The organism is Actinoplanes sp. NPDC049548 (assembly GCF_040676695.1).
GTDB lineage: Bacteria > Actinomycetota > Actinomycetes > Mycobacteriales > Micromonosporaceae > Actinoplanes.
Genome location: NZ_JBFAPM010000022.1, coordinates 64,892 through 86,579 on the forward strand (window position 1 = coordinate 64,892; position 21,688 = coordinate 86,579).

23 protein-coding genes are annotated in these 21,688 nt (G+C 69.5%); 12 read left to right on the top strand and 11 right to left on the bottom strand.

Annotated elements, in window-relative coordinates:
* The first annotated feature begins 3 nt into the window (after positions 1–3).
* Together AB0J80_RS32065 and AB0J80_RS32070 are read left to right on the top strand one after the other, a co-directional pair.
* A complete protein-coding gene (locus tag AB0J80_RS32065) occupies positions 4–903 on the top strand; it encodes an SDR family oxidoreductase (RefSeq protein WP_364712508.1) in 900 nt (299 codons plus the stop codon).
* Positions 900–1,574: a hypothetical protein gene (locus AB0J80_RS32070; protein ID WP_364712511.1), complete on the top strand. Its 675-nt coding sequence runs from the start codon at positions 900–902 to the stop codon at positions 1,572–1,574. The genes AB0J80_RS32065 and AB0J80_RS32070 overlap by 4 nt, the downstream gene beginning before the upstream one ends.
* Positions 1,575–1,578: 4 nt before the next feature.
* Here AB0J80_RS32070 and AB0J80_RS32075 read toward each other — a convergent pair whose 3' ends face one another.
* The 7 genes from AB0J80_RS32075 to AB0J80_RS32105 all read right to left on the bottom strand — a co-directional run bounded on the left by AB0J80_RS32075 (position 1,579) and on the right by AB0J80_RS32105 (position 8,176).
* The gene (locus AB0J80_RS32075; protein WP_364712514.1) at positions 1,579–2,649 is read right to left on the bottom strand and encodes a GNAT family protein; all 1,071 of its coding nucleotides are present in this window, start codon (positions 2,647–2,649) and stop codon (positions 1,579–1,581) included.
* Positions 2,650–2,653: 4 nt separating this feature from the next.
* A complete protein-coding gene (locus tag AB0J80_RS32080; RefSeq protein ID WP_364712516.1) occupies positions 2,654–3,517 on the bottom strand; it encodes an LLM class flavin-dependent oxidoreductase in 864 nt (287 codons plus the stop codon).
* Positions 3,502–4,998, bottom strand: coding sequence for a class I tRNA ligase family protein (locus AB0J80_RS32085; RefSeq protein WP_364712519.1), 1,497 nt, complete (start codon positions 4,996–4,998; stop codon positions 3,502–3,504). Before AB0J80_RS32085 ends, AB0J80_RS32080 begins: the two co-directional genes overlap by 16 nt.
* Positions 4,995–5,321, bottom strand: coding sequence for a cupin domain-containing protein (locus tag AB0J80_RS32090; RefSeq protein WP_364712522.1), 327 nt, complete (start codon positions 5,319–5,321; stop codon positions 4,995–4,997). The genes AB0J80_RS32085 and AB0J80_RS32090 overlap by 4 nt, the downstream gene beginning before the upstream one ends.
* Positions 5,318–6,580: a SidA/IucD/PvdA family monooxygenase gene (locus tag AB0J80_RS32095; protein ID WP_364712524.1), complete on the bottom strand. Its 1,263-nt coding sequence runs from the start codon at positions 6,578–6,580 to the stop codon at positions 5,318–5,320. The genes AB0J80_RS32090 and AB0J80_RS32095 overlap by 4 nt, the downstream gene beginning before the upstream one ends.
* Positions 6,577–7,800, bottom strand: coding sequence for an FAD-dependent oxidoreductase (locus AB0J80_RS32100; RefSeq protein ID WP_364712527.1), 1,224 nt, complete (start codon positions 7,798–7,800; stop codon positions 6,577–6,579). Before AB0J80_RS32100 ends, AB0J80_RS32095 begins: the two co-directional genes overlap by 4 nt.
* 118 nt (positions 7,801–7,918) lie before the next feature.
* A complete protein-coding gene (locus AB0J80_RS32105) occupies positions 7,919–8,176 on the bottom strand; it encodes a hypothetical protein (protein WP_364712529.1) in 258 nt (85 codons plus the stop codon).
* A gap of 378 nt (positions 8,177–8,554) precedes the next feature.
* On the opposite strand from AB0J80_RS32105, the gene AB0J80_RS32110 reads away from it, so the two are divergent.
* From AB0J80_RS32110 to AB0J80_RS32130, 5 genes are all read left to right on the top strand, one after another.
* The gene (locus tag AB0J80_RS32110) at positions 8,555–9,088 is read left to right on the top strand and encodes a SigE family RNA polymerase sigma factor (protein WP_364712532.1); all 534 of its coding nucleotides are present in this window, start codon (positions 8,555–8,557) and stop codon (positions 9,086–9,088) included.
* Complete coding sequence (locus AB0J80_RS32115) at positions 9,075–10,211, top strand: hypothetical protein (RefSeq protein WP_364712534.1); 1,137 nt, start codon at positions 9,075–9,077, stop codon at positions 10,209–10,211. Before AB0J80_RS32110 ends, AB0J80_RS32115 begins: the two co-directional genes overlap by 14 nt.
* Positions 10,208–10,927: a helix-turn-helix domain-containing protein gene (locus tag AB0J80_RS32120; RefSeq protein WP_364712536.1), complete on the top strand. Its 720-nt coding sequence runs from the start codon at positions 10,208–10,210 to the stop codon at positions 10,925–10,927. Before AB0J80_RS32115 ends, AB0J80_RS32120 begins: the two co-directional genes overlap by 4 nt.
* Positions 10,928–10,989: 62 nt before the next feature.
* Positions 10,990–11,148 (top strand): hypothetical protein, encoded by a 159-nt coding sequence (locus AB0J80_RS32125; protein ID WP_364712538.1) that lies wholly within the window; start codon positions 10,990–10,992, stop codon positions 11,146–11,148.
* A 772-nt stretch (positions 11,149–11,920) separates the two neighbouring features.
* Positions 11,921–12,067, top strand: coding sequence for a hypothetical protein (locus AB0J80_RS32130; protein ID WP_364712541.1), 147 nt, complete (start codon positions 11,921–11,923; stop codon positions 12,065–12,067).
* A gap of 273 nt (positions 12,068–12,340) precedes the next feature.
* On the opposite strand, the gene AB0J80_RS32135 is transcribed toward AB0J80_RS32130, so the two are convergent.
* Genes AB0J80_RS32135 through AB0J80_RS32145 form a run of 3 tightly spaced genes read right to left on the bottom strand, consistent with a single transcriptional unit; the run spans position 12,341 to position 14,761 of the window.
* The gene (locus tag AB0J80_RS32135; RefSeq protein ID WP_364712544.1) at positions 12,341–13,165 is read right to left on the bottom strand and encodes a GNAT family N-acetyltransferase; all 825 of its coding nucleotides are present in this window, start codon (positions 13,163–13,165) and stop codon (positions 12,341–12,343) included.
* The gene (locus AB0J80_RS32140; protein ID WP_364712547.1) at positions 13,162–13,959 is read right to left on the bottom strand and encodes a helix-turn-helix domain-containing protein; all 798 of its coding nucleotides are present in this window, start codon (positions 13,957–13,959) and stop codon (positions 13,162–13,164) included. The genes AB0J80_RS32135 and AB0J80_RS32140 overlap by 4 nt, the downstream gene beginning before the upstream one ends.
* A 7-nt stretch (positions 13,960–13,966) precedes the next feature.
* Positions 13,967–14,761, bottom strand: a complete 795-nt coding sequence (locus tag AB0J80_RS32145; protein WP_364712549.1) for an SDR family oxidoreductase — start codon at positions 14,759–14,761, stop codon at positions 13,967–13,969.
* Between the two features lie 144 nt (positions 14,762–14,905).
* On the opposite strand from AB0J80_RS32145, the gene AB0J80_RS32150 reads away from it, so the two are divergent.
* A complete protein-coding gene (locus AB0J80_RS32150; protein ID WP_364712552.1) occupies positions 14,906–15,454 on the top strand; it encodes a TetR family transcriptional regulator in 549 nt (182 codons plus the stop codon).
* Between the two features lie 15 nt (positions 15,455–15,469).
* On the opposite strand, the gene AB0J80_RS32155 is transcribed toward AB0J80_RS32150, so the two are convergent.
* Positions 15,470–16,945 carry a sodium:proton antiporter gene (locus AB0J80_RS32155; protein WP_364712555.1) on the bottom strand — a complete coding sequence of 492 codons (1,476 nt, stop codon included), beginning with the start codon at positions 16,943–16,945 and terminating at the stop codon, positions 15,470–15,472.
* A gap of 168 nt (positions 16,946–17,113) precedes the next feature.
* On the opposite strand from AB0J80_RS32155, the gene AB0J80_RS32160 reads away from it, so the two are divergent.
* From AB0J80_RS32160 to AB0J80_RS32175, 4 genes are all read left to right on the top strand, one after another.
* Positions 17,114–17,953: an SDR family NAD(P)-dependent oxidoreductase gene (locus tag AB0J80_RS32160; protein WP_364712558.1), complete on the top strand. Its 840-nt coding sequence runs from the start codon at positions 17,114–17,116 to the stop codon at positions 17,951–17,953.
* A gap of 77 nt (positions 17,954–18,030) precedes the next feature.
* A complete protein-coding gene (locus AB0J80_RS32165; protein ID WP_364712561.1) occupies positions 18,031–18,849 on the top strand; it encodes a DUF1963 domain-containing protein in 819 nt (272 codons plus the stop codon).
* Between the two features lie 46 nt (positions 18,850–18,895).
* A complete protein-coding gene (locus AB0J80_RS32170) occupies positions 18,896–20,086 on the top strand; it encodes a cytochrome P450 (RefSeq protein WP_364712563.1) in 1,191 nt (396 codons plus the stop codon).
* 49 nt (positions 20,087–20,135) lie between these two features.
* A complete protein-coding gene (locus AB0J80_RS32175) occupies positions 20,136–21,641 on the top strand; it encodes a sensor domain-containing diguanylate cyclase (protein ID WP_364712566.1) in 1,506 nt (501 codons plus the stop codon).
* Positions 21,642–21,688: the final 47 nt, after the last annotated feature.

Genomic DNA, 21,688 nt, shown 5'->3' on the forward strand with positions numbered 1-21,688 from the left:
TCAATGAGCAAGACCGTAGTCGTCACCGGCGCATCGAGCGGGTTCGGCGCCATGACCGTCCGCGCACTGGCGGCGGCCGGCCATACCGTCTACGCCGGCATGCGTGATGTCGGGGGCCGCAACGCTCAGGCCGCGGCCGACCTCGCGGAGCATGCGGGGAGCCGGCAGGTGCGGGAGCACGCCATCGAGATGGACGTCTCGGACCAGACCTCGGTGGATGCCGCCGTCGACCGGATCATCTCGGAGACCGGCCGTATCGACGTCGTCGTGCACAACGCGGGGCACATGACCCTGGGACCGGTGGAAGCTTTCACCGTCGAACAGCTGGCGAGCGTCTACGACACCAACGTGCTCTCCACTCAGCGCGTGAACCGTGCGGTGCTCCCACACCTGCGCCGGCAACGCGACGGGCTCCTGGTCTGGGTGGGCTCCAGCAGCGCCCGGGGCGCAACTCCGCCGTACCTGGGGCCGTACTTCGCGGCGAAGGCGGCCGAGGACTCGCTCGCCGTCAGCATCGCCGCCGAGGTCGCCCGGTTCGGCATCGAAACCTCGATCATCGTGCCGGGTTCGTTCACCACCGGCACCAACCATTACGCCCACGCCGGGCGGCCGCAGGACACCACCGTGGTTCAGGAGTACGACGAGGTGTACGCCGGCGTGATGGACGACCTGCTGCAGCGCCAGGCGGCCCTGGCGCCACCGGACGCCGACCCGGGCGAGGTCGCCCGGCAGATCACCCGAGTGGTCGACCTGCCCAGGGGTAGCCGTCCGTACCGGGTCTACATCGACCCCGCTCAGGACGGCGCCGAAGAGGTCTTCCGCATCGGTGACCGCATCCGCCGCGACTTCTACCGGACTATCGGCTACGAAGAGCTGCTCACGCCTGCAAAGCCGGCGTCGTGACGCCGTCCCGCCAGAGCGCCACCTTCGGCCCGGCACACTGGACACCCGCCCAGGAGAAGGGTGCGTGGCTCAAGGAGCTGGTGACGTCGGGCGACGGAGGTTCCTTCACCCTGCTGCGGCTCGACCGGGGCGCCGAGACCGAGGTGATCGGACCAGGCGACGGCCGGATCCTGGTGCTCGAAGGCGAGATCACCGTCTCGGGTACGGGCGAGCGGCACCTTACGGGCGCATACGTGTCCTTGCCTGACAGCCCGGGCCGCGTCACCGCACCCGACCAGGCGGCCCTGGTCCTGGTGTTGCGCGGCCACCGCCTCGGCTCGGCGACGGCCGACGTCTTCAGCCCGGACGGCTGGACGCAGTCGAGTCCCGGGTTGTGGTTCCGGCTCCTGCTGGATGTCGCCTTCGGCGAGGACTTCGATGAGCGGATCGTCGGAGTCTCCTACATCGAGCCGGGATCGTCGGCGCCGCGGCACCCGCACGCGACGGCGCATCGCTTCCTCTTCCTGGAGGGGGAGGCCGACGATGAGATGGTCTTCCCGGACGGGACGCGGCAGACGGCGCACAGGGTGAAGGGTGACTTCGTGGACTACCCCTTCCCCATCCAGCACCAGACATTCAGCCGAACCGGCTGCACCATCCTGTTCGTGCACGAGCCGACGACGGTGAGGTGACTCCTCAAGCGGTGAGGCCCGCCGTGCCGCTCAGGCGCGCGCGGGCCGCCGGCCATTCGTCGGCAGTCATGCCGTACAGGACCATGTCCCGGCGGGCACCGCCGGACTGGCGGCGGTGATGGTGGCGGATGACGCCCTCGCGGGTGGCGCCGAGGCGCTCGACCGCCCGCTGCGAACGCTCGTTGGCGGTGTCGACATGCCACTCCACCCGTTCTGCCGCCAGTTCCTCGAAGGCGCGCGCGAGCAGGAGCAGCTTGGCCTCGGCGTTGATGCCGGTGCGCCACCAGGGCCGGCCGAGGACGGTGTGCCCGATGGCCAGCGATTCGCGGCCCTCGCTCAGGTCGTAGTACGAGGTGGTGCCGACGACGGTGCCGGTTCCGACGTCGCGGACGACCCAGGGGACCCGTTCTCCGCCATCGTGCTCGCTCAGGGCGCCGGCGATGATCGCCGTCATCTCCGACACGTCGGCGGGCCGGTTCAGATGCAGGTGCCGCCACACCTCGTCGTCAGCGGTGGCGGCCAGGAGACCCGGTGCGTGCGACAGGTCGAGCGGTTCGAGAATGACCCGTTCGCCGTACATGGGGGCGGCTTCGCGCCATGGCGATGGCCGAGGCTGGTCCCAGGCCCAGGCGCGGATACACTCCTCGATCGGTCCGGTGCCGACAAGCACCGCGTCGACGTACGCGTCGCGCTCACGGGCCAGGATCCCGAGCTCCCAGACGCAGGGTCCCGCCCCGGCCGGGGCAGGGCGCATCTCCTCGGGCGCCGAGGGCGGCCCGACGAGAATCGTCTGCCGGGTCATGTAGTCGGCGACCCAGGACTGGACGATCAGGTAGTCGCCGTCCTCGCCGGCGTGCAGGATCACGACGGCGAGCCCGGTCGAGTCACGGTGGTCTTCCAGGTGCCGCGCTGCCAGCTCGAGCGCCGCCTGCTCCTGCTCGGCGCCGACCGTGCGCCCGCGCGCCTCGACGGCGTACAGCTTGACGAGGTGCCCTCGCAGCGACCGGGCACCGAGGCTGCGCGTCGTGCGGTCGTGGTAGCCGTCGGCCAGCGTGCGCAGTGTCTGGTTGTTCATGCCTTCACCCTCTCGGCCCGCGCAGCACGCGCTCGTTCATCCGGTTCAGCGGCCACGGCCCCGATCCCGTCCAGCCGTTCGACCACGGGTCGAGCGTCTCCATCCACCAGGTCGCACCGGCGTCGGCGTAGTCGTCCATCAGCGTGCCGGCCCCGCCTTGCGGGGTGACCCCCCAGTGCACGAGATCGAACGGGTCGTCCGTATGCCGGTGCCGGGCGACGAAGTCGGCTACCGCGCGGACCTCCGCCGGCTTCATCATCTCGGTGTAGAAGAGGCCCTCGCCCATCGGCACGACCCCGTCCCAGCGCGCGGCCCGGCGGAACGGGCGTGGCCGAGGCCAGATTCCGGCGACCCAGATGGGGATGCGGGGCTGCTGCACCGGCCGTGGCTGGAAGGTCGTGGGCAGCAACCGGTGATGCGCTCCTTCGTGAGCGAACTCCGTGCCACTCCACAGACCATCGATGATGTGCAGCGCTTCATCGAGCTTCTCCGCGCGTACGGTCGCATCGCCGTTCTCGCCGAACCGTTCGAAGTCCGCGTCCGGCGGATAGCCCAGGCCGACACCGAGGACCAGCCGGCCGCCGGAGAGGATGTCCAGGGCGACCGTCTCCTTGGCGACCTTCCACGGGCGGCGCCGGGCCAGGGGAGTGACCATGGGGCCGATCCGGATCCGCTCGGTGTGCGCCGCGACCGCGGCAAGCGTGATCCAGGCGTCGCCGATGGGCAGGACGATGCCGAGGTCGGTCTGCAGGTGATCGGCGACGAAGATGCCGTCCCAGCCGGCTTTCTCGGCCGCTGCGGCGAGGGCGGCGACCACGCCGGGGTCGGCGTAGCCGTCGAAGATCGGTACGTTCACGGCATAGCGCATGGTGCCTCCCGCGGAACCGCCGGAATCCCGGACGAGTGAACGAGCGGTTCGCCGGCCAGTCCCAGGGACTGCCAGAGCCGACCGGCGAAGTCCGGCGTGACGGGTGCTGCCAGCAGGGCCAGCCCGCGCAGCCACCAGGCCGCACCGTCGGACGGCGCCCCGTCGTCGACCCACGCGTTCACGGCCGACACCACCGCCGGTAGGTCGTCGTTCGCCGGGGCGAGCGCACGATCCTGCGCGGACAGCAGCTCGTCGAGTCGGGACATCAACGCGGACGGCGCTGTCGATCCGGGGGCGCGGTCCTTGGTCCACGCGTACCGGAGGGCCTCACGCCAGCGCCCGCGCAGCACCTTGTCGCGGTGATCGGCGAAGCCGGCCCGGGAGAAGTCCGTGATCGATCGCGCGGGGCTGCGGTCGGCAAGGTAGGCGCGAATCGCGTCGCCTCCGGTCTCGGCGGCGAGGTCGGCCGCCCAGATCGCGTGATTGCGACTGGTGGAGAACTTGCTCCCGTCCAGTGTCATGAACCGATTGAGCAGCATGTGGTCGGTGGGCCGGAGGTCGCGTAGCGCCATGGCAAGTCCCAGCCCGCCGAGTAGGAAGGGCAGGGAGTTGTCGAACCCGAAGCTCGCGACCGTGTGCACGGCGGTGTCCGGGGCCAGGCCCAGCTCCTCGGCACCGATCTGGGCGGAGAGAGTGAGGAACGCCAGTCCGCACACCACGTACGTGAAGGCGACCTGCGGTACCGGGCTGCCCTCGACCGCCACCGGGACACCCCAGGTGCCGGGGTGGGTGAGCCGGAGCTCCGGCCCCTGCCGACGCAGATAGTCGCGGACGACCCGACCGTACTGGTCGGGCACACCCATGTCGGCGATGCGGCGGATGACGGCGCCGGGATCGGGCAGCCGCGCGTACAGGCAGGGGATCTCACGTTCCTCGGGCGTGCAATCGTCGAAGCCGCATCGGGTGTCGATGACTTGTTCGGGACGGAAGTGCAGGCCGCATTCCTCGCAGAAGTAGCCGCTGACCGGTTCGGCGCATTGGGGGCACCGGCCGCGGACGAAGCCGCCGGTGACGAACGCGGCGGTGGCCGTACAGAAGGGGAAGCGTTCTCTTCGCACGGCGACCAGGCCGTTGGCCCGCAGGTCCCGGATGATCCGGGCGCAGGCGTCGTGATTGCGACGGCGCCACGGCTCGTCGAGGAGGTTCATGAACCGGTCGGGGACGATCCCGACCGCATGCAGGTCGCGTTCGATCAAAGGATGCCAGTAGCGGACCACGTCGTCCGGCGTCGCGCCGGTCTCGCGCCCTCGCAGCAGGATGTGCGAGTCGTACGGGTCGGTCGAGCCGATCAGCGCGACTCGTTCACCCAGACGCCGGTAGTGCCGGGCGAGCACATCCATCTTGAGCATCGGACCGCCGATGTGACCCAGGTGGAGCCGGCCGTTGGCCGTCGGCGCGATGGGCAGCAGCACATGGTTCACGGCCGCTCCTGCCAGTACACCGAGTGCACGACCACCGTCTCCGGTCCGTCGTTGATCAACTGATGCGTACGCGGTGGCACGAAGCGGACCGCGTCGCCCGCCCCGATCCGGATCCCGTCCCTGCCGTCGTAGCGCAACTCGCCGCGGCCCTGAGCCACCATCCAGAGCTCCGTGACCGCATGGGAGTCGATCGGCGTGGCGTGGCCCGGCTCCACGGTCAGCCGTGCGACCGCGAAGGGTGCGCCGGGTACGACGAACTCGTGCCAGCCGATCCCGTCGGGCGCCTCGGGATCGCTGGTGGAGGCGAGGAGGGGTTCGCTCACGTGCGGGTCTTCCCTTCTTCCCAGATGACGGTGGACGGGCCGTCGGTGACGTCGTACAGCTCTTTGCCGAGCACACTGTTGGCGATGACCGCGGATCGCCACGCGAGGAGGCTCAGGTTCGGGTCGGCTATGCCGTGGCTGTGCCGGGCCGCGTTCTGCAGGTAGATGGCGGATCCCTCCGGACCGTCCCAGTCCAGGGAGAAGTCGCGGCGCACGACGGGGCTTCCGGCCTCCATCCGGATACGGTCCCGCAGCGGGTCGAGATACCGCGGCAGGTCGTGGCGATAGCCAGTGGCCAGCACTACGACGTCCGCCGTCTCCTCACGCATCTCCCCGGTGCGGGTGTGGCGAAGCGCGAGCGACCATCCCCGTCTTCCATGGCGCAGGCCGGTGAGCTCCTGCTGCGGTCGCACGACCGGACGCGCGGAGGTCTCGGACGTGTACTGCAGCTGGTACATCCTGCGGTAGATCTCGCGCAGGAGCTCGATGGAGACGCCGTCACTGGCCAACACCTGTTCGGCGAGCAGACGATGACGGGCCGAGTCGTCGAGACCGTGGAATGTCATCGCGTAGTGGGGTGTGAAGAGCTCGTTGGTGAACGGCGAGTCGTCCAGCGGCAGCAGGTTCGACCGGCGGGTGATCAGAACGGGATCCCGGTGGTCGTGGTCGAGCAGGTCGAGGAACACCTCGGCACTGCTCTGACCGCCACCGACCACGGCCACCCGCTGGTGCGGGTGCGGCCGGCGGTACCCGTACTCGCTGGCGTGGAACACCGTGTCGCTGAGTAAGGGCTGGGCGAAGTCCGGTACGTGCGGCACCGGTCCGGACCCGAGAACGACAGATCCGGCGCGGTGTTCCCGACCCCCGGTCGTGACGACGAACCCGGAACCGTCGTGGTCGACGGCCTCCACGCGCGACCTGTACTCGATGGACGGCAGGCGGCTCGCCACCCAGCGCAGGTACCGGTCGAACTCGGCGCGGGTCGGCCGCTCGTAGCCTGCTGCGAGGTAGCGGTAGAACTGCTTGTGCTGCACCAGAAAAGCGAGGAAGGAATGGGGGCTGGTGGGCAGGACCGGCGTCACCAGATCCTTGAGATGCGAGACCTGCAGCCCGGCGCCGGGCAGCAGGAGGCCGGGATGCCAGCTCACCGACGGTCGCTGCTCGAACAGCCGCAGCCGGATCGTCTCCTCCGCGACGAGCAGCGCGGCAAGGCTGAGGTTCGCCGGTCCCGCGCCGACCCCGATCAGGTCGAAACTCACCACGTCGCACTCTCCAGGGTCGGCCGGCCGAGGGACAACGGGCTCAGGGGCGGCCCAGCGATGCCGGCGCACACCCATTCGGCGACCAGATCAGCGACGATCGCGCCGTACGGCATACCGTGGCCGTTGAAGCCACCGACTGCCCAGACCGACTCGTCGACCCGGTCGGCTATGGGCAGGCGATCCGGGGTGAAGGCCATCGCGCCCGCCCACGAATGGGTGCTGTCGACGGCCTTCAGCTCGGGAAAGAGGTCCGGCAGGACGTCGAGCAGGGCCCGGTGCACCGCGGGCTGCGGTGCCTGGCCGAGGGGATCGGCCGGCGCAGCGGTCACCGTACGGCAGCCACCGAGAATGACCGAGCCGCTGGGAGTCTGCTGCCAGTACGCTTCGCCCTCCGGTGTCGGCGCCGCGATGCCGGCCCGGAACAGCGCCGGCATCGGGGACGTCGCGATCGCCTGCCCCTGGACGGCCTTGATCAGGTGCTTGAGCGACGGCACCAACTCGCCGTGCCAGGCGTTGACGGCGACAACGGCGGCGTCCGCGCGTACCGGGCCGAGGCTCGTGGCGAGGTGTACGCCCGGCGACGCCGCACGGACCGACTCCACCCGCACGCCGGTGTGAACGACGGCGCCGAGGCGGCGGGCGGCCGACATGACTCCGTCGGCCAGCGCGACCGAGTCGGTCGACGCCCCCGACACCACGGTCCCGCCGGCGATCCGTTCATCGAGCGGTGTGGCGATGAAAGGGGCCAGGTCGCCCCGGTCCAGCCACGCCGTCTCGAACCCGTCCGCGAGCGACAGGTCCACCTCCTCGGTGCCGCGACGGACCTGATCCGCAGTCAGCGCCAGGGTGACGCAGTCGCGTGCCCGGAAGGCGCAGCAGATGCCCTCGTCCTCGACGATGCGGGTGAGCAGGCGGGTGCCCTCGACCGCGAGTCGCCGGACTGCTCGCGCCACGGCCGGACCGTAGGCGCGTACCGCCTCGGCATAGGGCAGCGCCGTGGTGGGGACCACGAAGCCGGCATTGCGCCCAGTGGCTCCCGCGGCGACGTCGTCGCGCTCGAGCACCAGGACCGATCTGCCGCGGCGACTCAGCCAGTAGGCGCTGCAGGCGCCGAGAAGGCCTCCGCCGACCACCACGACGTCGGCTGAGGCGGACAACGGTCCCGGGAAGTCCGGGCTGCGTGGCCTGGCGCCCTGCCACAAGGAGGAGGCGGTCATGCTCACCTTTCACCGTCATCACGATCTATCGGACGGAGAGTAGGAAAGGTCCGAAGCAATGGCGAACCCCTCGAGCACGGACTTGCCCGGATGCTTGGGGCAAGCGCCCGAACCTTCCTCAGCTCTGGCGCAGCGGCTGAGCCGCGTGGTGAATCACCGCGGGCGGGATGTTCGCCCAGATGATCGGGCTCCGCTCCACCAGGGCGAACCGCTGCCGCAATGCCGCCACGAACCTGCGCCCGGGTGCCGTTCCGGAGGACTGCCGGTACGCGATCGTCGCGAACCGGCCGCTGGGCGAGAGGACCTTCGTCACCGCGTCGAGCGTCGCCGTCTGCTTCTCGGGCGCCATCAGCGTCCATGGGAGGGCACTGACCACGGCATCCACGGGGCCGGGGACGAAGCGGGGAAGGTCTTCGGCGCTGCCGTGCCGGAGCCCAACTCCACGACCAGATCTGCGTCACCGAGGTGCAGAACGTCGGCTACATGGCGCGCGACCCGACGTGAGGTCGCTGCAACCGCTCCGATGGTCGACGGGTCCCTGAGAAACTCTCGGAGGATCATGGCGTCACCGTAGGTGAGGCCGAGGTGCCGAGGTGCCACTGAAGTGTGTTGAGGACGAAAGAAGGGCCGTCCGTGCATGCGCGCACCTGCCCGGCGTACCGGATCGGGTCTCGAAGAAAAAAAGTTGACCATCCGGTGCAACCTTTGATGCGGGCGCCACCGTTCTACCTCCGTCCTGAGGGAGGCAACCCAGTTGAGAGCCGAAGACGAGGCGGCGTTCCGGGAGTTCGTGACGTCTCAGATGGCGTCGCTGCGCAAGCTCGCGTACATGACCTGCGGGGATTGGCACGCGGCGGAAGACGCCGTGGCCAACGCGCTGGTCAAGCTCTACCCACGCTGGCGCAAGCTGGAGCGGCCTGACCTGTACGCCAAGACGATGGTGTACCGGGCGGCGATCGACGAGAAGCGCCGCCCGTGGCGCCGGGAACGCGCGGCCGGTGGGGCCCTGCCCGACGTCTCGCAGGCGGATGCCGCCAGCGTGATGGAGGAGCGACTGCATCTGCGGGCCGCGCTCGACGCGGTGCCCGCCCGCCAGCGAGCCGCCGTGGTCCTCCGGCACTACCTGGGTCTGAGCCTGGAGGACACCGCCGGGGTGCTCGGCTGCACCGTGGGCACCGCGAAGAGCCAGACCTCGCGAGGGCTCGACAAGCTCCGCGAGGTGCTGGCCGTGGACCGGGTGACCCTGACCGGCGGCGCGATCGAGGAGTGGAACATTGGAGCTGCGTGACTTCGTGGAGGCTGTGACGGCCGACGAGCCTCCTCTGACCCTCACTGCCGACGACATCGTCGCGGCCGGGCGGCGGGTCGAGCGTCGCCGGCGCGCAGGCATCGCTTCGGCTGGCGCGGCCGCCCTGGTCGCGGTCGCCGTGGGCGGTGTCTTCCTGCTGCCGTCCCAGACCGGCCGGCAAGGCGCGGCGCCTCTCCCCAGTGTCGCCGTGACGTCGAAAGCTGCGGCGGTCACGTGGCGTACTGCGGAGCCGTTCTCCTTCACCTTCGAGGCATTCGACGCCGGCAAGTTCCAGGTCCAGGACCCGAGCGTGACGTCGACCGCGTACCAGATGGCATCGGTCTACGCGAAGGGCCGGACCACCAACGACAAGCCCTCGACGCCCGACGCGCCGGACGGGGATCCCAACCTCTTCGCCTACCTCACCGTGTACCGGCCGGGGGCGTTCGATCCCTCCACCATCAAGAACGGGAGGCCGCTGACCGTGGCCGGCCACAAGGCGGTACAGGCCACTCTGCCGGTCGGCCTCAACCCGGCGCGCCCGATCGACCCGGGCAACAAGGAGCTCGCCTGGGAGTACACGGACAACGCCTGGGCGGTCGTGACGTCGCTGTCCCCTGATGCCGCCGACCCCTCCTTCGCCGATCTGGCGGCGCTGGTGACGGGACTGAAACCGAGCCCGCCCCGGCCGGCCCTCCTCCCGTTCAAGGTGGGTTACGTGCCGAGCGGCTACCGGCCGGTGGAGACCGGCACGCACGTCCTGCCCGGGCGCGACGGCATCGCCGACGCCCGTGGGGGTGCTTACGGCGGCGCGACCTTCGCCGAGCCGGCGCCCGCCACGACCGGACTGGGGGCGCCGTACGGCCTGATCAAGGGCAGCTTCGACATTTCGGTCGCCCCGAGCCGGAGCGCGAACCAGAGGGCACAGGCCGGCAAGACCACCTGCTCCAGCGCCTTGTGCAACCTGTGGAGCGCCGACGGCAAGGTGCAGGTTCAGGTCAGCGCCCAGAACACGGGGATGCATCTGACGACGGCCGAGCTGAGGAAGATCGCGCAGTCGGTGACCGTGGCGGACGTGAACGACGAGGCTACCTGGATTCCCGCGGCGGAGGCCCTGAAGTGAACAGCGGCCGCAGGGTCATAGACGGAGCCTTCCGACTGCTGGAGCTGCTTCCCCAGGCGACCGGAGACCGTCAACTCTCCGAACTGTCGAGACTGTCGGGCATCCCTCGAGCGTCGGTCTACCGGCTCATGTCCCAGCTCCACGAGGCAGGCGCCGTCGAGCTCATCGACCGCCGTTACGTGATCAGCCCCGCAATGATCACCATCGCCCGGCACGCCGAACCCGCGAACGGTCTCCGCAGCCGCGCTCTGCCCTACATGTACGCCCTCCGCGAGCGCACCGGGGCCAACGTGTCACTGGTCGGTCCCAGCTCCGCCGGCGCCGTCGTCCTCGAAGTCCTCCCCGGGCGCGACACCCTGCCGGTCCACATCTATCCCGGTGCCGTCCTGCCGGACCTCGCCGCCGCCGCTTTGGTGCTCGGCCTGTCGGACGCTCCCGAGCGCCTCGACCCGGTGCGCCGATCGGCGGTCGACCGGGAACATACCGTCCCCGGCCTGCACTGCTTCGCGACTGCCATCGTCCTTCCCGACGAGAGCAAGGCCGCGCTGCAGATCGCCATGAGCCGGCCGATCGAGTCCCACGACTTCCTGCGCTTCACGCGGGAGGCCGGGCACCGCATCGGCGCCGCCGTGGGAAGGCCCGCCGGAGGGAGCGAAGCCGACGGCCGCGCCACCGACCGCTGTGCAGGGCGACGCCACCATCCCGTGCTCGTCTAGAACACGTCCGTTCATCGGACAGATGCGGTCATCGCCCCGCGCTCCTGCCCGACGACCGAGACATGGAAGACGTCATGAACGAGGCCTGGGATGTGGCCTTCGACCCGTTCACCATTGCCGGTCAGGAAGCGATGGGTGACATCTTGGCCCGCGCGCGTGCCCAGTCGCCCGTCTTCTACAGCAGCCGCCTCCAGGCCTGGATCGTGACCCGGATCTGGTGAGCGAGGCGCTCGACGACCCGAGCACCTACAGCTCGGTGGGAGTTCTGGGCAGTCCGCCGAGACCGGAGGTGCACGAGCTGCTCGCGGGCCGGGTGGCCGAGGGCGCCACCCTGATCGGCTGGGACGAGCCCGAGCACGTGCGTATGAAGAGCGTCCTGGTGGCGGCGTTCAGCCGCAGGAAGGTGCGCGAGCTGATACCGGCGATAGAACGAAGAACGGCCGCGGTGCTGGAAGAGCTCTCCGCTGAGGCATCCGTCGATGTGCTGACCCAGATCGCCCTCCCGGTCACCCTTGACGTGATCTTCGACCTGATCGGTGTCCCGGTTGCGCAGCGATCGGACTTCTTCCACTGGTCCCAGAACTGGGGACGACTGCACGGCGCCGAGAGGGAAGGGCTGGGCCTCACGGACCAGCTTCGGCTCGCGGAGTCCGCCGTACGCCTGCACGACGCGATGGCGGATCTGGTCGAGGCACGTCGAAGCGTGCCGGCGGACGATCTGATCAGCCGGGTCCTGGCCACCCAGGCAGCGGCCGAGCACCCGTTGTCGGACGTGGACTTGTTGTCGCTCTTCTCGGGCCTGATCTTCGCCGGCCATGAGACGACGGCTCAACTGATCGTCAGTACGCTTGCCCGGCTCTTGAACGATCCTCAGCGCGTTGCCGGGATGGCACAAACCGCGATGCCGGTGCCTTCCGCGAGGCGGACGTCCTCGCGCTGGACCGCAGGGTCCCGACGGCCCACCTTGCCTTCGGACGCGGAATCCACGCGTGCGTGGGCGCCGCTCTCGGCCGTACCGAAGCCCAAGTGGTCGTGCGGACGTTGCTGCGGACATGGCCTGACGCCCGCGTGGTCGGCCGACCCCGACTGCAACCGCACTACTTCATCAGAGGCTTCTCGAGCTTGCGCGTCGTCCCCTGAGACGCTGCGTTCGCGCGTCGTCATGGTCGTGACCGACCCGAATCCCCGGTCCGCTGGAGACCCGGTACGAGCTCACGGGCGATCCCGGGGTGAGCCTCCGGCCCGTCGTCACCGTCCCTCAACCGGACTCGGCGCCGCGTACGGTGACTCGCGACGCCGCCCAAGGGGGCGCTCACGTGCCGCATCATCGTCAAGGGCAAGGAGGTCGCGAAGGTGACAGGGTTGCCCGGCCAGAAGGTGACCTGTAAGGGCGAGGTCGACGAGTAGGCCTGATCAGTGCGAGTCCCGCCAAGCCCAGTTCTGTCGGAGATACAGGTCCTGCAGGCCGAGTCGGCGGAGATTGTTGAGCGAGGGGTTCGTCGCGCCGCCGGCCGGCATGCCGGTCTCCGCGAACAGCCGGCGACATCCGGCCTGACGGGCGGCTCGCGCCCGGGCCGAGATCAGGGCTGACTGCGCTCCTCGCCCGCGGTACGCCGGGTCGATGCCGGCGCCGCTCAGCAGGCCGTCTCGCCCATGGACGAACAGGTTTCCGCCACCGACGATGGCGTCTCCGTACCACGCGCCGAACGGCAGGTACGCCGGCTGCGAGGCGGCGGCGCACATCATCTCGGTCATGCCGGCGGTCGGCATGCCGAAGCTGTGCAGGATGACCGTGGCCCAGGGGGCGAAGTCCGCCTTGGGCAGCGGCCCTACCAGCAGCTCGGTCGAAGCGGGCCCGATCTCCTCGACCTGCGCGCCGAGCTTCACCCAGGTGCGACCCGCGAGAAGGCCGTGCCGTGCCGCGAGTTCGTCCCAGTCCGGGGGCAGCAGCGACGGCGCGATCTGAAGGGATGCCTGCTGGATGCCTTCGGAGCGGTAGAAGGCGACAACCTCGTCCAGCACTGCCGCTGTCACGGGTGTCGTCACCCCGAGCCCGACCGTTCTGGTCCAGAACCCGGAGCGGTCGCTGCGCATGCCAACCGCAACACCGCCGGCAATGCGAGCACCGGCCGAACCCAGCTGGTGGCGTATGTGGTCGGGAGCCCCGTTCACGTACGCGAGCAGCGACTCCGCCTCGATGGTTTCGGCCACGGAGACCAGGTGATCGTCGGGGGTCATGTGCTCAGTCCCTGGGTGGCCGGGCGATGACCATAGGTGTCCGCTGAGCGGATGGACGCGCGTGTGGCCGTACCCGTGCGGCCTTTGCCCCCTCCGGGGGATGTGCGCATGGTGGCGCCTATGCGGCGACCGGCCTCCTGCGTCAGGCGCAGAACGTCGTGGCTTTCGATCGGTCTGTTCATGGCGATCTGCAGTGCGGCCTTGTTGCCGTCGGGAAGGACGATGGCAGTCGCGAAGCAGTGCAGGCCGGGGACGGTATGTTCCTGGTCGACCGCCGATCGGCGCACCGGGTCGAGGCGCTCGGGAACGTTCGCCGCGCCGAGTACCAATGCTGCGGCGGCGAGGTCCGGTACGACCCGGCCGGGATAGATGTGGACCGGCAGCGTGTCACGTCCGGGGAGGACTTCGAGGACGACGGCGCCGGCGGAGCTGGGACCGACCAGTGACACGTTGGCCCCGGTGCGCTCGCGGAGGGCGTACATGTAGGGCAAGGCATGGCTGCGGAGACCGTTCGCGGGTTCGGCGTGCCGGGCGATGGTGATCATCGACGGTCCGACGACGTAGCGCCGGTCCACAAGCTGCACGGCGCCTGCTTCGTGGAGCTGGGACATGAGCCGGTAGACCGAGGCGCGGGGTATGCCGGACAGCCTCGACAGTTCGGAGAGCTGATGGTCTCCGGTTGCTTGGGGGAGCAGCTCCAGCAGCCGGAATGCTCCGTCTATGACTCCGCGACCGCTCGCGGTGGTGGCGGATTCGGGGGGACTCGCTGGTGTCATGTGCTTTCCACCTGTCATGGGGTCTTCAGACGGCGAGCATCCCGCCGTCGACCGCGACGTTGGCCCCGATGACGAAGGACGCTTGCGGCGACGCCAGGAACGCGATCACGGAGGCGACCTCGGTCACGTCGGCGGGGCGTTGCGCCGGGGTGGCCGCGGCGAAGGCGTGCATTTGGTCGAGCAGGTGCGCGTTGGCCGGGGTGAGGACGACGCCGGGGCTGACGGTGTTGACCCGTACGCCCTGTGGCCCGTACTCGGCGGCCCAGGACCGGGTGAGCGCCTCGAGCGCGGCCTTGGTCGCCGAGGTCAGCGCGATCCCGGGGATGCCCTTGCCGGCGGCGGCCATCGACACGTTGACGACGGCTCCTTCGCCGCGGGCGGCCATGGCCGGTACCAGCGCCGTGGTGAGCAGGAACGGGGCCCGGACGTTGATCGCGATGCGGCGTTCGAAGTCCTCGACCGAGGTGTCCGCGCTCGCGGCGTAGACACCCGGCTCGAAGGCGTTGTTGACGAGCACGTCGACCCCGCCGGTGACGGCTGCGGCGCGCGCGGCCAGCTGCCGGACCTGATCGACCTCGTACAGGTCGGCGAGCAGCACGGCCGCCGTGCCTCCGGCGGCTTCGATCTCGGCGCAGACCTGCTGCCCGCGCCCGGCGTCACGGCCGTGGACGATGACCGACAAGCCCGCCTTCGCCAGCGCCAGCGCGGTCGCGCGCCCGATTCCGCTGGTCGCTCCGGTGACCAGCGCCGTACGAGGTCTGCCGCCTGCTAGGTCGAGGGATATCACTGCGATCTCCTTGCGGAATGAGCGTTCATTCATAGACTGGGCGAGCTTAGCGGATCTTGGGAAGCGCGCGAGGGAAGAAAGATGTGCCCCCGAGTGCCGAACACGGGACTCGCCCGAGGGGTGAGACCATGGGCGGGTTCCACGCCCGGAACTCGATCAAGGGAGTGCAGCACCACCATGGCCAAGCTGACCGAAGAGCGCGCCCGCGATCGCCGGCAGACGATCCTCGACGCCGCCGCGGCGCTGTTCGCGGAGCGTGGATTCTCGGACACGTCGATGGCCGACATCGTGGAAGCCTCCGGCGTCGCCACCGGGACGGTGTACCGCTACTTCGCCAACAAGGACGCGGTCGTGATGGCGGTGAGCGAAGGCGCGCTCGGCACCCGGTTCGATCCCGACGAAGGTGACCCACTGCCCCTCGACGAGGCGATGAACGCCTTGATGGCGGCCGCGACCGACCAGCGGCGTGGCCAGATCAGCAGCCATGTGTGGGCGAGGGCGACGTCGTCGGCGCGCCTGCAGACATTGATCGCTGAGCGTCACGTCCGGGTATGCCGGTGGCTGGCACGCTCGATCGACCAGGCCTCCGGCGATCCGAGTCCGGCAGCCACCCACCGTGCCGAGCTCATCCTCTGCGCGGTCAGCGGGCTCCAGATGCGGGTGGCGTCCGGCGTGGAAGTCGACACCGACGCGTTCCGCGAAGGTCTGTTCGCCCTCGCCGGCTGAGGTTCCCGCGAGCCGTCAGCTCTCCGCTGCCTGCCGCAGGTCCACGTCGGCGATGAGATGGCGGGCGGTCGTCTCATCCAGCCGGCGTTCCACGAACGCTTTACCCAAGGCGCTGCGCTGTGCTTCGAACCCGTCGGCATCCGCGAGGATCTGCTCGCCGACCCGGCGCATCTGAGCGGACTCCGCCTCCTCGCCGCTCAGGTCGATCTGCAACCACCGGGTCAGCGCGCTCAGCGTCGTCCCCTGGATGAGCAGGGTGCCCAGCGTGACGATCAGCGCGATGACCTGGATCGCGTCCCGCCCGGGCACGTCGTGCGGCACTGCCGCGGCCGCCGCCAGCGTGAGAATCCCGCGCATCCCCGTCCACGAGACCAGCAGGGTCTCCTTGCCGGACAGCGGCACGAACGGCCGCCCACGGCGCCGCTGGATCTGCTGTTCGAAGCGGGTTCTCAACGCCGGGTCGCGGTCGAGCTTGCGGCGCATCATCGTCCACTGCAACGACCAGCGTCCGAACAGCAGGAACACCGCGACCAACCTGATCAGGATCGCCGCCACGAGCAGCACCCCGGCCGCCAGCAGCGTGCGACCGAGCCCGAACTCAAGATCTTCCAGGACGAACTTCAACTGCAGACCGATGTACGCGAAGACGAACGTCTCCAGCAGGAAGTCGAGCACCGGCCACACCTGGTCCTCCTGGATACGCGTCAGATGGGCGCCGGAGTACTGATGCTTGGGGTCGAAGGTCAGGTTGGCCGTGACACCGAACGACGCGGACACGACGGCCAGGATCCCGGAGGCGTGGATCTCCTCGGCGGCCAGGAACGCGGTGAACGGCAGCAGCAGGATCAGCGCTGTCTCGAGCGTGGGGTGGTGCAGCCGTTTGCGTAGCCAGAGGGCGCCGATGCCGAGGACCGCCCCGGTCAGCAGGCCCGCGACGGCGGTGTAGGCGAACCGCCCGATCCCGCCCGCCCAGGTGGTGCTCTCGCCGCTGACCGCCCCGACCGCGATCGTGAAAAGCGTCAACGCGGTCGCGTCGTTGAGCAGACTCTCGCCGGTGAGGATCGAGGTGACCCGCTTCGGCAGGCCGAGCTCGCCTCCGTGCGAAACGGTGGTGATGGTGTCCGGCGGGGCGAGCACCGCCCCCAGGACGAACGCGGCAGCCAAGCCCAGCGACGGCAGCAGCCAGGATGAGATGAACCCGAGCGCTGCGGTGGTCAGCACGACCAGGGCGACCCCCAGCGTCAGGATCGGCCGCAGGTTGGTGCCCAGCCCGCTGATCCCGGCGCCGCGAGCGGCCGAATAGAGCAACGGCGGCACCACGAGCGCCAGAATCAGCTCACTTTCCAGCTCCAGCCGGGGCAGCCCGGGGAGGAACGACGCGGCCGCGGCCAGCACGACGATGACAAGGCCCGGCTCGAGACCGCGGCGCTTGGCGGCTGCTGACACCGCGATGCCCAGCCCGGCGACCAGCAGAACCTCAGCACCGTTCATGTTGATCACTGCGGGCGGCATCCATATCTCTCGGCGGGGATCGTGACCGACGGTCTCGGCAAGATCAGCACATCGACCTCAGCAGATGCTGTCAAGGCGCCGCGGGGAAGTGTCCGCTCAGCGGACAGATGCGGTCATCCGCCGGCGGTGTTGTCCCATGATCGACACATGGACCCAGCTTCCCGGAACCCTGCTCGACCCGAAAAAGACGGCGACGCCGGACGGACCTGGTTCGTGACCGGTGCGTCGAGAGGGCTCGGCCGGGCCTTCGCAGAGGCAGCTCTTCGTCGGGGTGACCGCGTGGTGGCCACCGCCCGCGACCTGTCCGCGCTGAGCGACCTCGACGTCCCCGACGGACAGCTGCTCACGCTGCCGTTGGACGTGACCGACGACAGATCGGTGCGCACCGCGGTCGCGGCAGCCGTCGACCGCTTCGGCGGTCTGGACATCGTCGTCAACAATGCCGGTCACGGCACCATGGGCGCGGTCGAGGAGCTCACGGAGTCGGCCTATCGCGCCGCCATGGACGTCAACCTCTTCGGGGCGCTGTCCGTGACTCAGGCGGTTCTGCCGACCCTGCGCCGCCAGCAGCACGGCCACATCATCCAGATCACCTCGATGGGTGGCCTCGTGGCGCTGCCGATGGCCAGCGCCTACGTCGCCTCGAAATGGGCGCTCGAGGCGGTCAGCGAGTCCCTCGCACAGGAAGTCGCGGGGTTCGGCATCCACGTGACGATCATCGAGCCGACCGCCTTCGCGACGGGCTGGGCCGGTGCCACGGACAGCGCGGAGCGGCTGCCGGCCTACGACCCGCTGCGCGAGAAGGCAGCCGGCCATGCCGGTCCGCCTCCGGAGGATCCGGCGGCTGCCGCGCAGGCACTTCTCCGGGTGGTCGACGCGGCGGAGCCACCGTTGCGGGTCATCTTCGGTACGGGCGGCGTCGACTTCATCCGAGAGGTGTACCAGCGCCGGATCTCCGACTGGCAGAACGCCGCTCCGCTGTGGTGAACCGAAGTGACGCTCTTCGTGCGGACGCCGCCCTTGCGGGGATCCCGTCATCCGATGTCGATCAGTGGTTGGCCTTCGTGCGGCCGGCGGTCCGGCTGTGTCGTCGCGACACGCGGGGTCCGGTCGGCGGGTGGCTCGGCGGAGCGCCGGTGCTGCCGCCGGGAAAAGCGTGGCCGGCGGTGACCGGTCACCCGGATCGACTGCTGCCGCTCCTGGCGACCGTCGACTGCGCGGCCGTTCCGACGGGCTGGCTGGATTTCCCGTGGCCGGAGACGGGGCTGTTGCAGTTCTTCATGGACTACGGCTGGTTCGATCTGCGGGACGGCGGGGTGGAAGAGGAAGCTACTCAAGTCGTCCACCTTCCGCAGGGCACGGCTGCGGGGGCGGCTCGCACGGACGGTCCGGTACACCCGCGTCACGATCTTCACGTGTCGCTCCGGCTGGACATGGGCGGCTATCGGCCGGGGCTGTCCGAGGACGAGGAGGAATGGGACTTCCTTGACGAGGACCTACAGGACTTCCTGCAGGAGAATCCCCATGCGAGCGCGTTGGTCGAGCTGACCACGCGGCGGTGGGAGGCCGATCCCGGCGACCAGGACACCGACGTCGACGTTGTCGTGGGTGGGTTCGCGGTGTCCGCGCACAGCGAGCCGGAGTCCGCGCTCGCGTCGGAGGAATCTGCCCGTACCGGTGAGAGCTTCGCCGAGGCCGAGGACCGGATCCTGCGTGAATGGGTGCCACTGGCGCAGTTCGGTGTTCTCACCGGCGCGGAAGCCGAGGGGTACGCCGACCGCAGCGACCAGCGGATGGACTTCGCCCGGTTCATGATCAGCCGGCGGGACATCGCCGCACGCCGGTTCGAGTCCGCTCGGTCGTTCTCCGAGTTCACCGGCTAGCGCTTCTTACTCACTACTACCGAGCAGCTCAAAGAAGGAGATAAAGATGACGGACGAGGACCCGGTCGCTTCGGTGTCGCCGTGGTCGCGCGACCCGGCCGATCCGATCGATCCGGCGCCGGCCTTCGCCCGGCTCCGCGAGAAGGAGCCGGTCACCGGGATCCGGTGGCAGTTCCAGGACCAGCCCCTAGGGACGATGTGGATGGTCACGCGTCACGCGGACGTGTGCGCGCTGCTGAGCAGTCGGCACACCCGCGTCTCCCTGGACCGCGGCGAGTCGGCCATGACGCAGCCGGGGTGGCTGCCGGCCCTCGACCCGCCCGACCACACCCGGATCCGCCGGATGCTGACGCGTGAGTTGTCGGCCAAGCGGATGGCCGCCCTGCGGCCCCGCGTCGAGGCGATCGTGGCAGGCCTCCTGAACGACCTGCCGGCCGCCGGACCGCCGGTCGACCTGGTCAGTGCCTTCGCCTTGCCGGTGGCTTCGCAGGTGATCTGCGAGCTGCTCGGCGTTCCCTACGCGGACCGGGCGGACTTTGAGCGTCGGAGCGCCGTCTTCACCGACACCACGGCGGGCCCCGAGCAGCAACAGCAGAACAGCCGCGAGATGTTCGGCTACATGGCCGACCTGATCGCCCGCCACCGCAACGATCCGGGTCCCGGCATCCTCGGCGCGCTGATCCGCGACCACGACGAGAACCTCACCGACGAAGAGCTGCAGGGCATCGGCACCATCCTGCTGATAGCCGGGCACGAGACCACCGCACACACCATCAGCCTGGGCACATTGCTGCTCATACGGCACCCGGACCAGCTGGCCCTGGTACGCGACGACCCCGCCGTGCTGGACACCGCGGTCGAGGAGATCCTGCGGTTCACGTCCGTCGCGAGCACTGGATCGCCGCGCCTGCTCACCGAGGACATCACGGTCGGCGGCCGGACGGTCTCGGCGGGAGCGATGGCCGTGGTCTCGTACCCCTCGGCGAACCGCGACACCGACGCGCTTCCCGACGCGGACGTCTTCGATGTCACGCGATCGCCCAACCCGCACCTGGCCTTCGGCCACGGCATCCACCTGTGTGTCGGCCAGGCGCTCGCCCGACTGGAACTTGCCGTGGTCTTCCCGGCCCTGCTCAAGAAGCTGCCGAACCTGCGACTCGTGAACCCGGACGCGGAGCTGCAGTTCCGCAACAGTCCGATCAACGGCCTGCAGGAGCTGGCGGTCACCTGGGGCTGACCCCGGTCACCCGCCTCAGGACAGCGGGCCCTCTGCCGACCCTAGGTGTATGAGCATCGCTCACGACGCGGAAAAAGATACGACTTTTGACGTGGCCGCCGAGGGCGACGTCGACGGCGAAACACTCGATTCGCTGCTTGCCGATCTCGTCATGGCGCTGTCGACGGAATCACTGACGGAGTCTCAAGCGCTGGAGTTGGTGGCGCGGCACCTGAGCGCGGCCGCCGGCCTCTCTGGGGCCACGTTGTGCGAGTTCGACCGCGAGACCGGCACGCTCAAGCCGGTTGCGCAGGCCGGTGACTCCAGCGACGACGACGTGGCCTGTGCCGGCAGGGCACTGCGCGGCCCTGGCGGGTCGATGCGCGAAGGGGATCGGCTGGCGATCCCGCTCCGACTCGGGGGCCACATCGTGGGGGTGCTGCTGCTCTCCGGGACGAACCCCGTCGTTCTGCGGCCGCGCCAGATCGCCGCGCTGGCGCTGCACTTCGCCACCCTGTTGGAGATGGCACCACATCGGCAGATGAAACGGGCCGAGCGCGATTCGGCGGCGATGCGCAGACTGCTCCAGAACGGGGTGACGGCGCCCAGCCTTCAGGATGCGGCACGCGTGGTGGTGGAATCGGCAGCGGAGGCGTTCGACACCGACCGCGCCGTTCTGTGCCTTGTCGACCTGGACCAACGGATTCGCTTCGTGGAGACGGTGGGGATCGCCGAGAGCGCTGCTGAGGAACTGTTGGCCGACCTTGAGCAGGATCTCGCCACGACCGGCTCGGTCTGGCGGACGATGACGTCTCGTACGCTCTTCGTCGGCGATGTTCACGACGGCGCAGCGGACCATGAACCTCTTTTTCACGCCCTGAACCTGCGGGCGTACGCGGCAGTGCCTCTGGTTTCGGGTACACGCCCCATCGGTTGGGTCCTGTGCGGCGATACGCGGTCGGCGCGGGAATGGACGAGCCGCTTCCTCGTCGTAGCGGGGAAGCTTTCGGTGTCGGGTGCTCTCATTCTGGTCAACGCAGAGGCCCGCCAGGCCAACGAGGAAATCCTGAAGTACCGCGCGAACCACGACGCCCTGACAGGACTGAAGAACCGCGCGGGCCTGGGAGAGGGGGCCGGGAACGTGCTGCAGGAAGCCACGGACACCGGCAGCCACGCGGCTCTGCTGCTCATCGACCTCAACGGCTTCAAGGAAGTCAACGACACGCAGGGCCATCAGGCCGGTGACAGCCTGCTGCAGCAGGTGGCGAAGCGTCTCGTGGCGTCCGTGCGCCGTCATGACATGGTCGCCCGTCTGGGCGGCGACGAGTTCGCCGTCCTGCTCACGGATTCCGTCAAGGCCGAGCGCGTTGCCGCACGGATATGCGAACAGCTCCGAAAGCCGTTCCGTCTCGGAAGCAGCTCGGTGACCATCGGGGGCAGCATCGGGATATCGGTCTATCCCAGCGACGCGTCCGACTTCGATGAGCTCCTCGAGGCTGCCGACATTGCGATGTACACGGCGAAGCGCGAGACGAAGCCGTCGGGCGGCGGCTACCGCCGTGCGGTCCCGGCCTGACCCCTCCGCTTACCCCGACAGGTCGAAGGCGGCCGTGTCGCTGGACG

Excerpts from the sequence above, each read along its gene's own strand:
- AB0J80_RS32065 (WP_364712508.1), top strand. The coding sequence starts at position 4 with ATGAGCAAGACCGTAGTCGTCACCGGCGCATCGAGCGGGTTCGGCGCC.
- AB0J80_RS32075 (WP_364712514.1), bottom strand. The coding sequence starts at position 2,649 with ATGAACAACCAGACACTGCGCACGCTGGCCGACGGCTACCACGACCGC.
- AB0J80_RS32080 (WP_364712516.1), bottom strand. The coding sequence starts at position 3,517 with ATGCGCTATGCCGTGAACGTACCGATCTTCGACGGCTACGCCGACCCC.
- AB0J80_RS32100 (WP_364712527.1), bottom strand. The coding sequence starts at position 7,800 with ATGACCGCCTCCTCCTTGTGGCAGGGCGCCAGGCCACGCAGCCCGGAC.
- AB0J80_RS32125 (WP_364712538.1), top strand. The coding sequence starts at position 10,990 with ATGGAAGACGTCATGAACGAGGCCTGGGATGTGGCCTTCGACCCGTTC.
- AB0J80_RS32135 (WP_364712544.1), bottom strand. The coding sequence starts at position 13,165 with ATGACCCCCGACGATCACCTGGTCTCCGTGGCCGAAACCATCGAGGCG.
- AB0J80_RS32140 (WP_364712547.1), bottom strand. The coding sequence starts at position 13,959 with ATGACAGGTGGAAAGCACATGACACCAGCGAGTCCCCCCGAATCCGCC.
- AB0J80_RS32145 (WP_364712549.1), bottom strand. The coding sequence starts at position 14,761 with ATGAATGAACGCTCATTCCGCAAGGAGATCGCAGTGATATCCCTCGAC.
- AB0J80_RS32150 (WP_364712552.1), top strand. The coding sequence starts at position 14,906 with ATGGCCAAGCTGACCGAAGAGCGCGCCCGCGATCGCCGGCAGACGATC.
- AB0J80_RS32155 (WP_364712555.1), bottom strand. The coding sequence starts at position 16,945 with ATGAACGGTGCTGAGGTTCTGCTGGTCGCCGGGCTGGGCATCGCGGTG.
- AB0J80_RS32160 (WP_364712558.1), top strand. The coding sequence starts at position 17,114 with ATGGACCCAGCTTCCCGGAACCCTGCTCGACCCGAAAAAGACGGCGAC.
- AB0J80_RS32170 (WP_364712563.1), top strand. The coding sequence starts at position 18,896 with ATGACGGACGAGGACCCGGTCGCTTCGGTGTCGCCGTGGTCGCGCGAC.
- AB0J80_RS32175 (WP_364712566.1), top strand. The coding sequence starts at position 20,136 with ATGAGCATCGCTCACGACGCGGAAAAAGATACGACTTTTGACGTGGCC.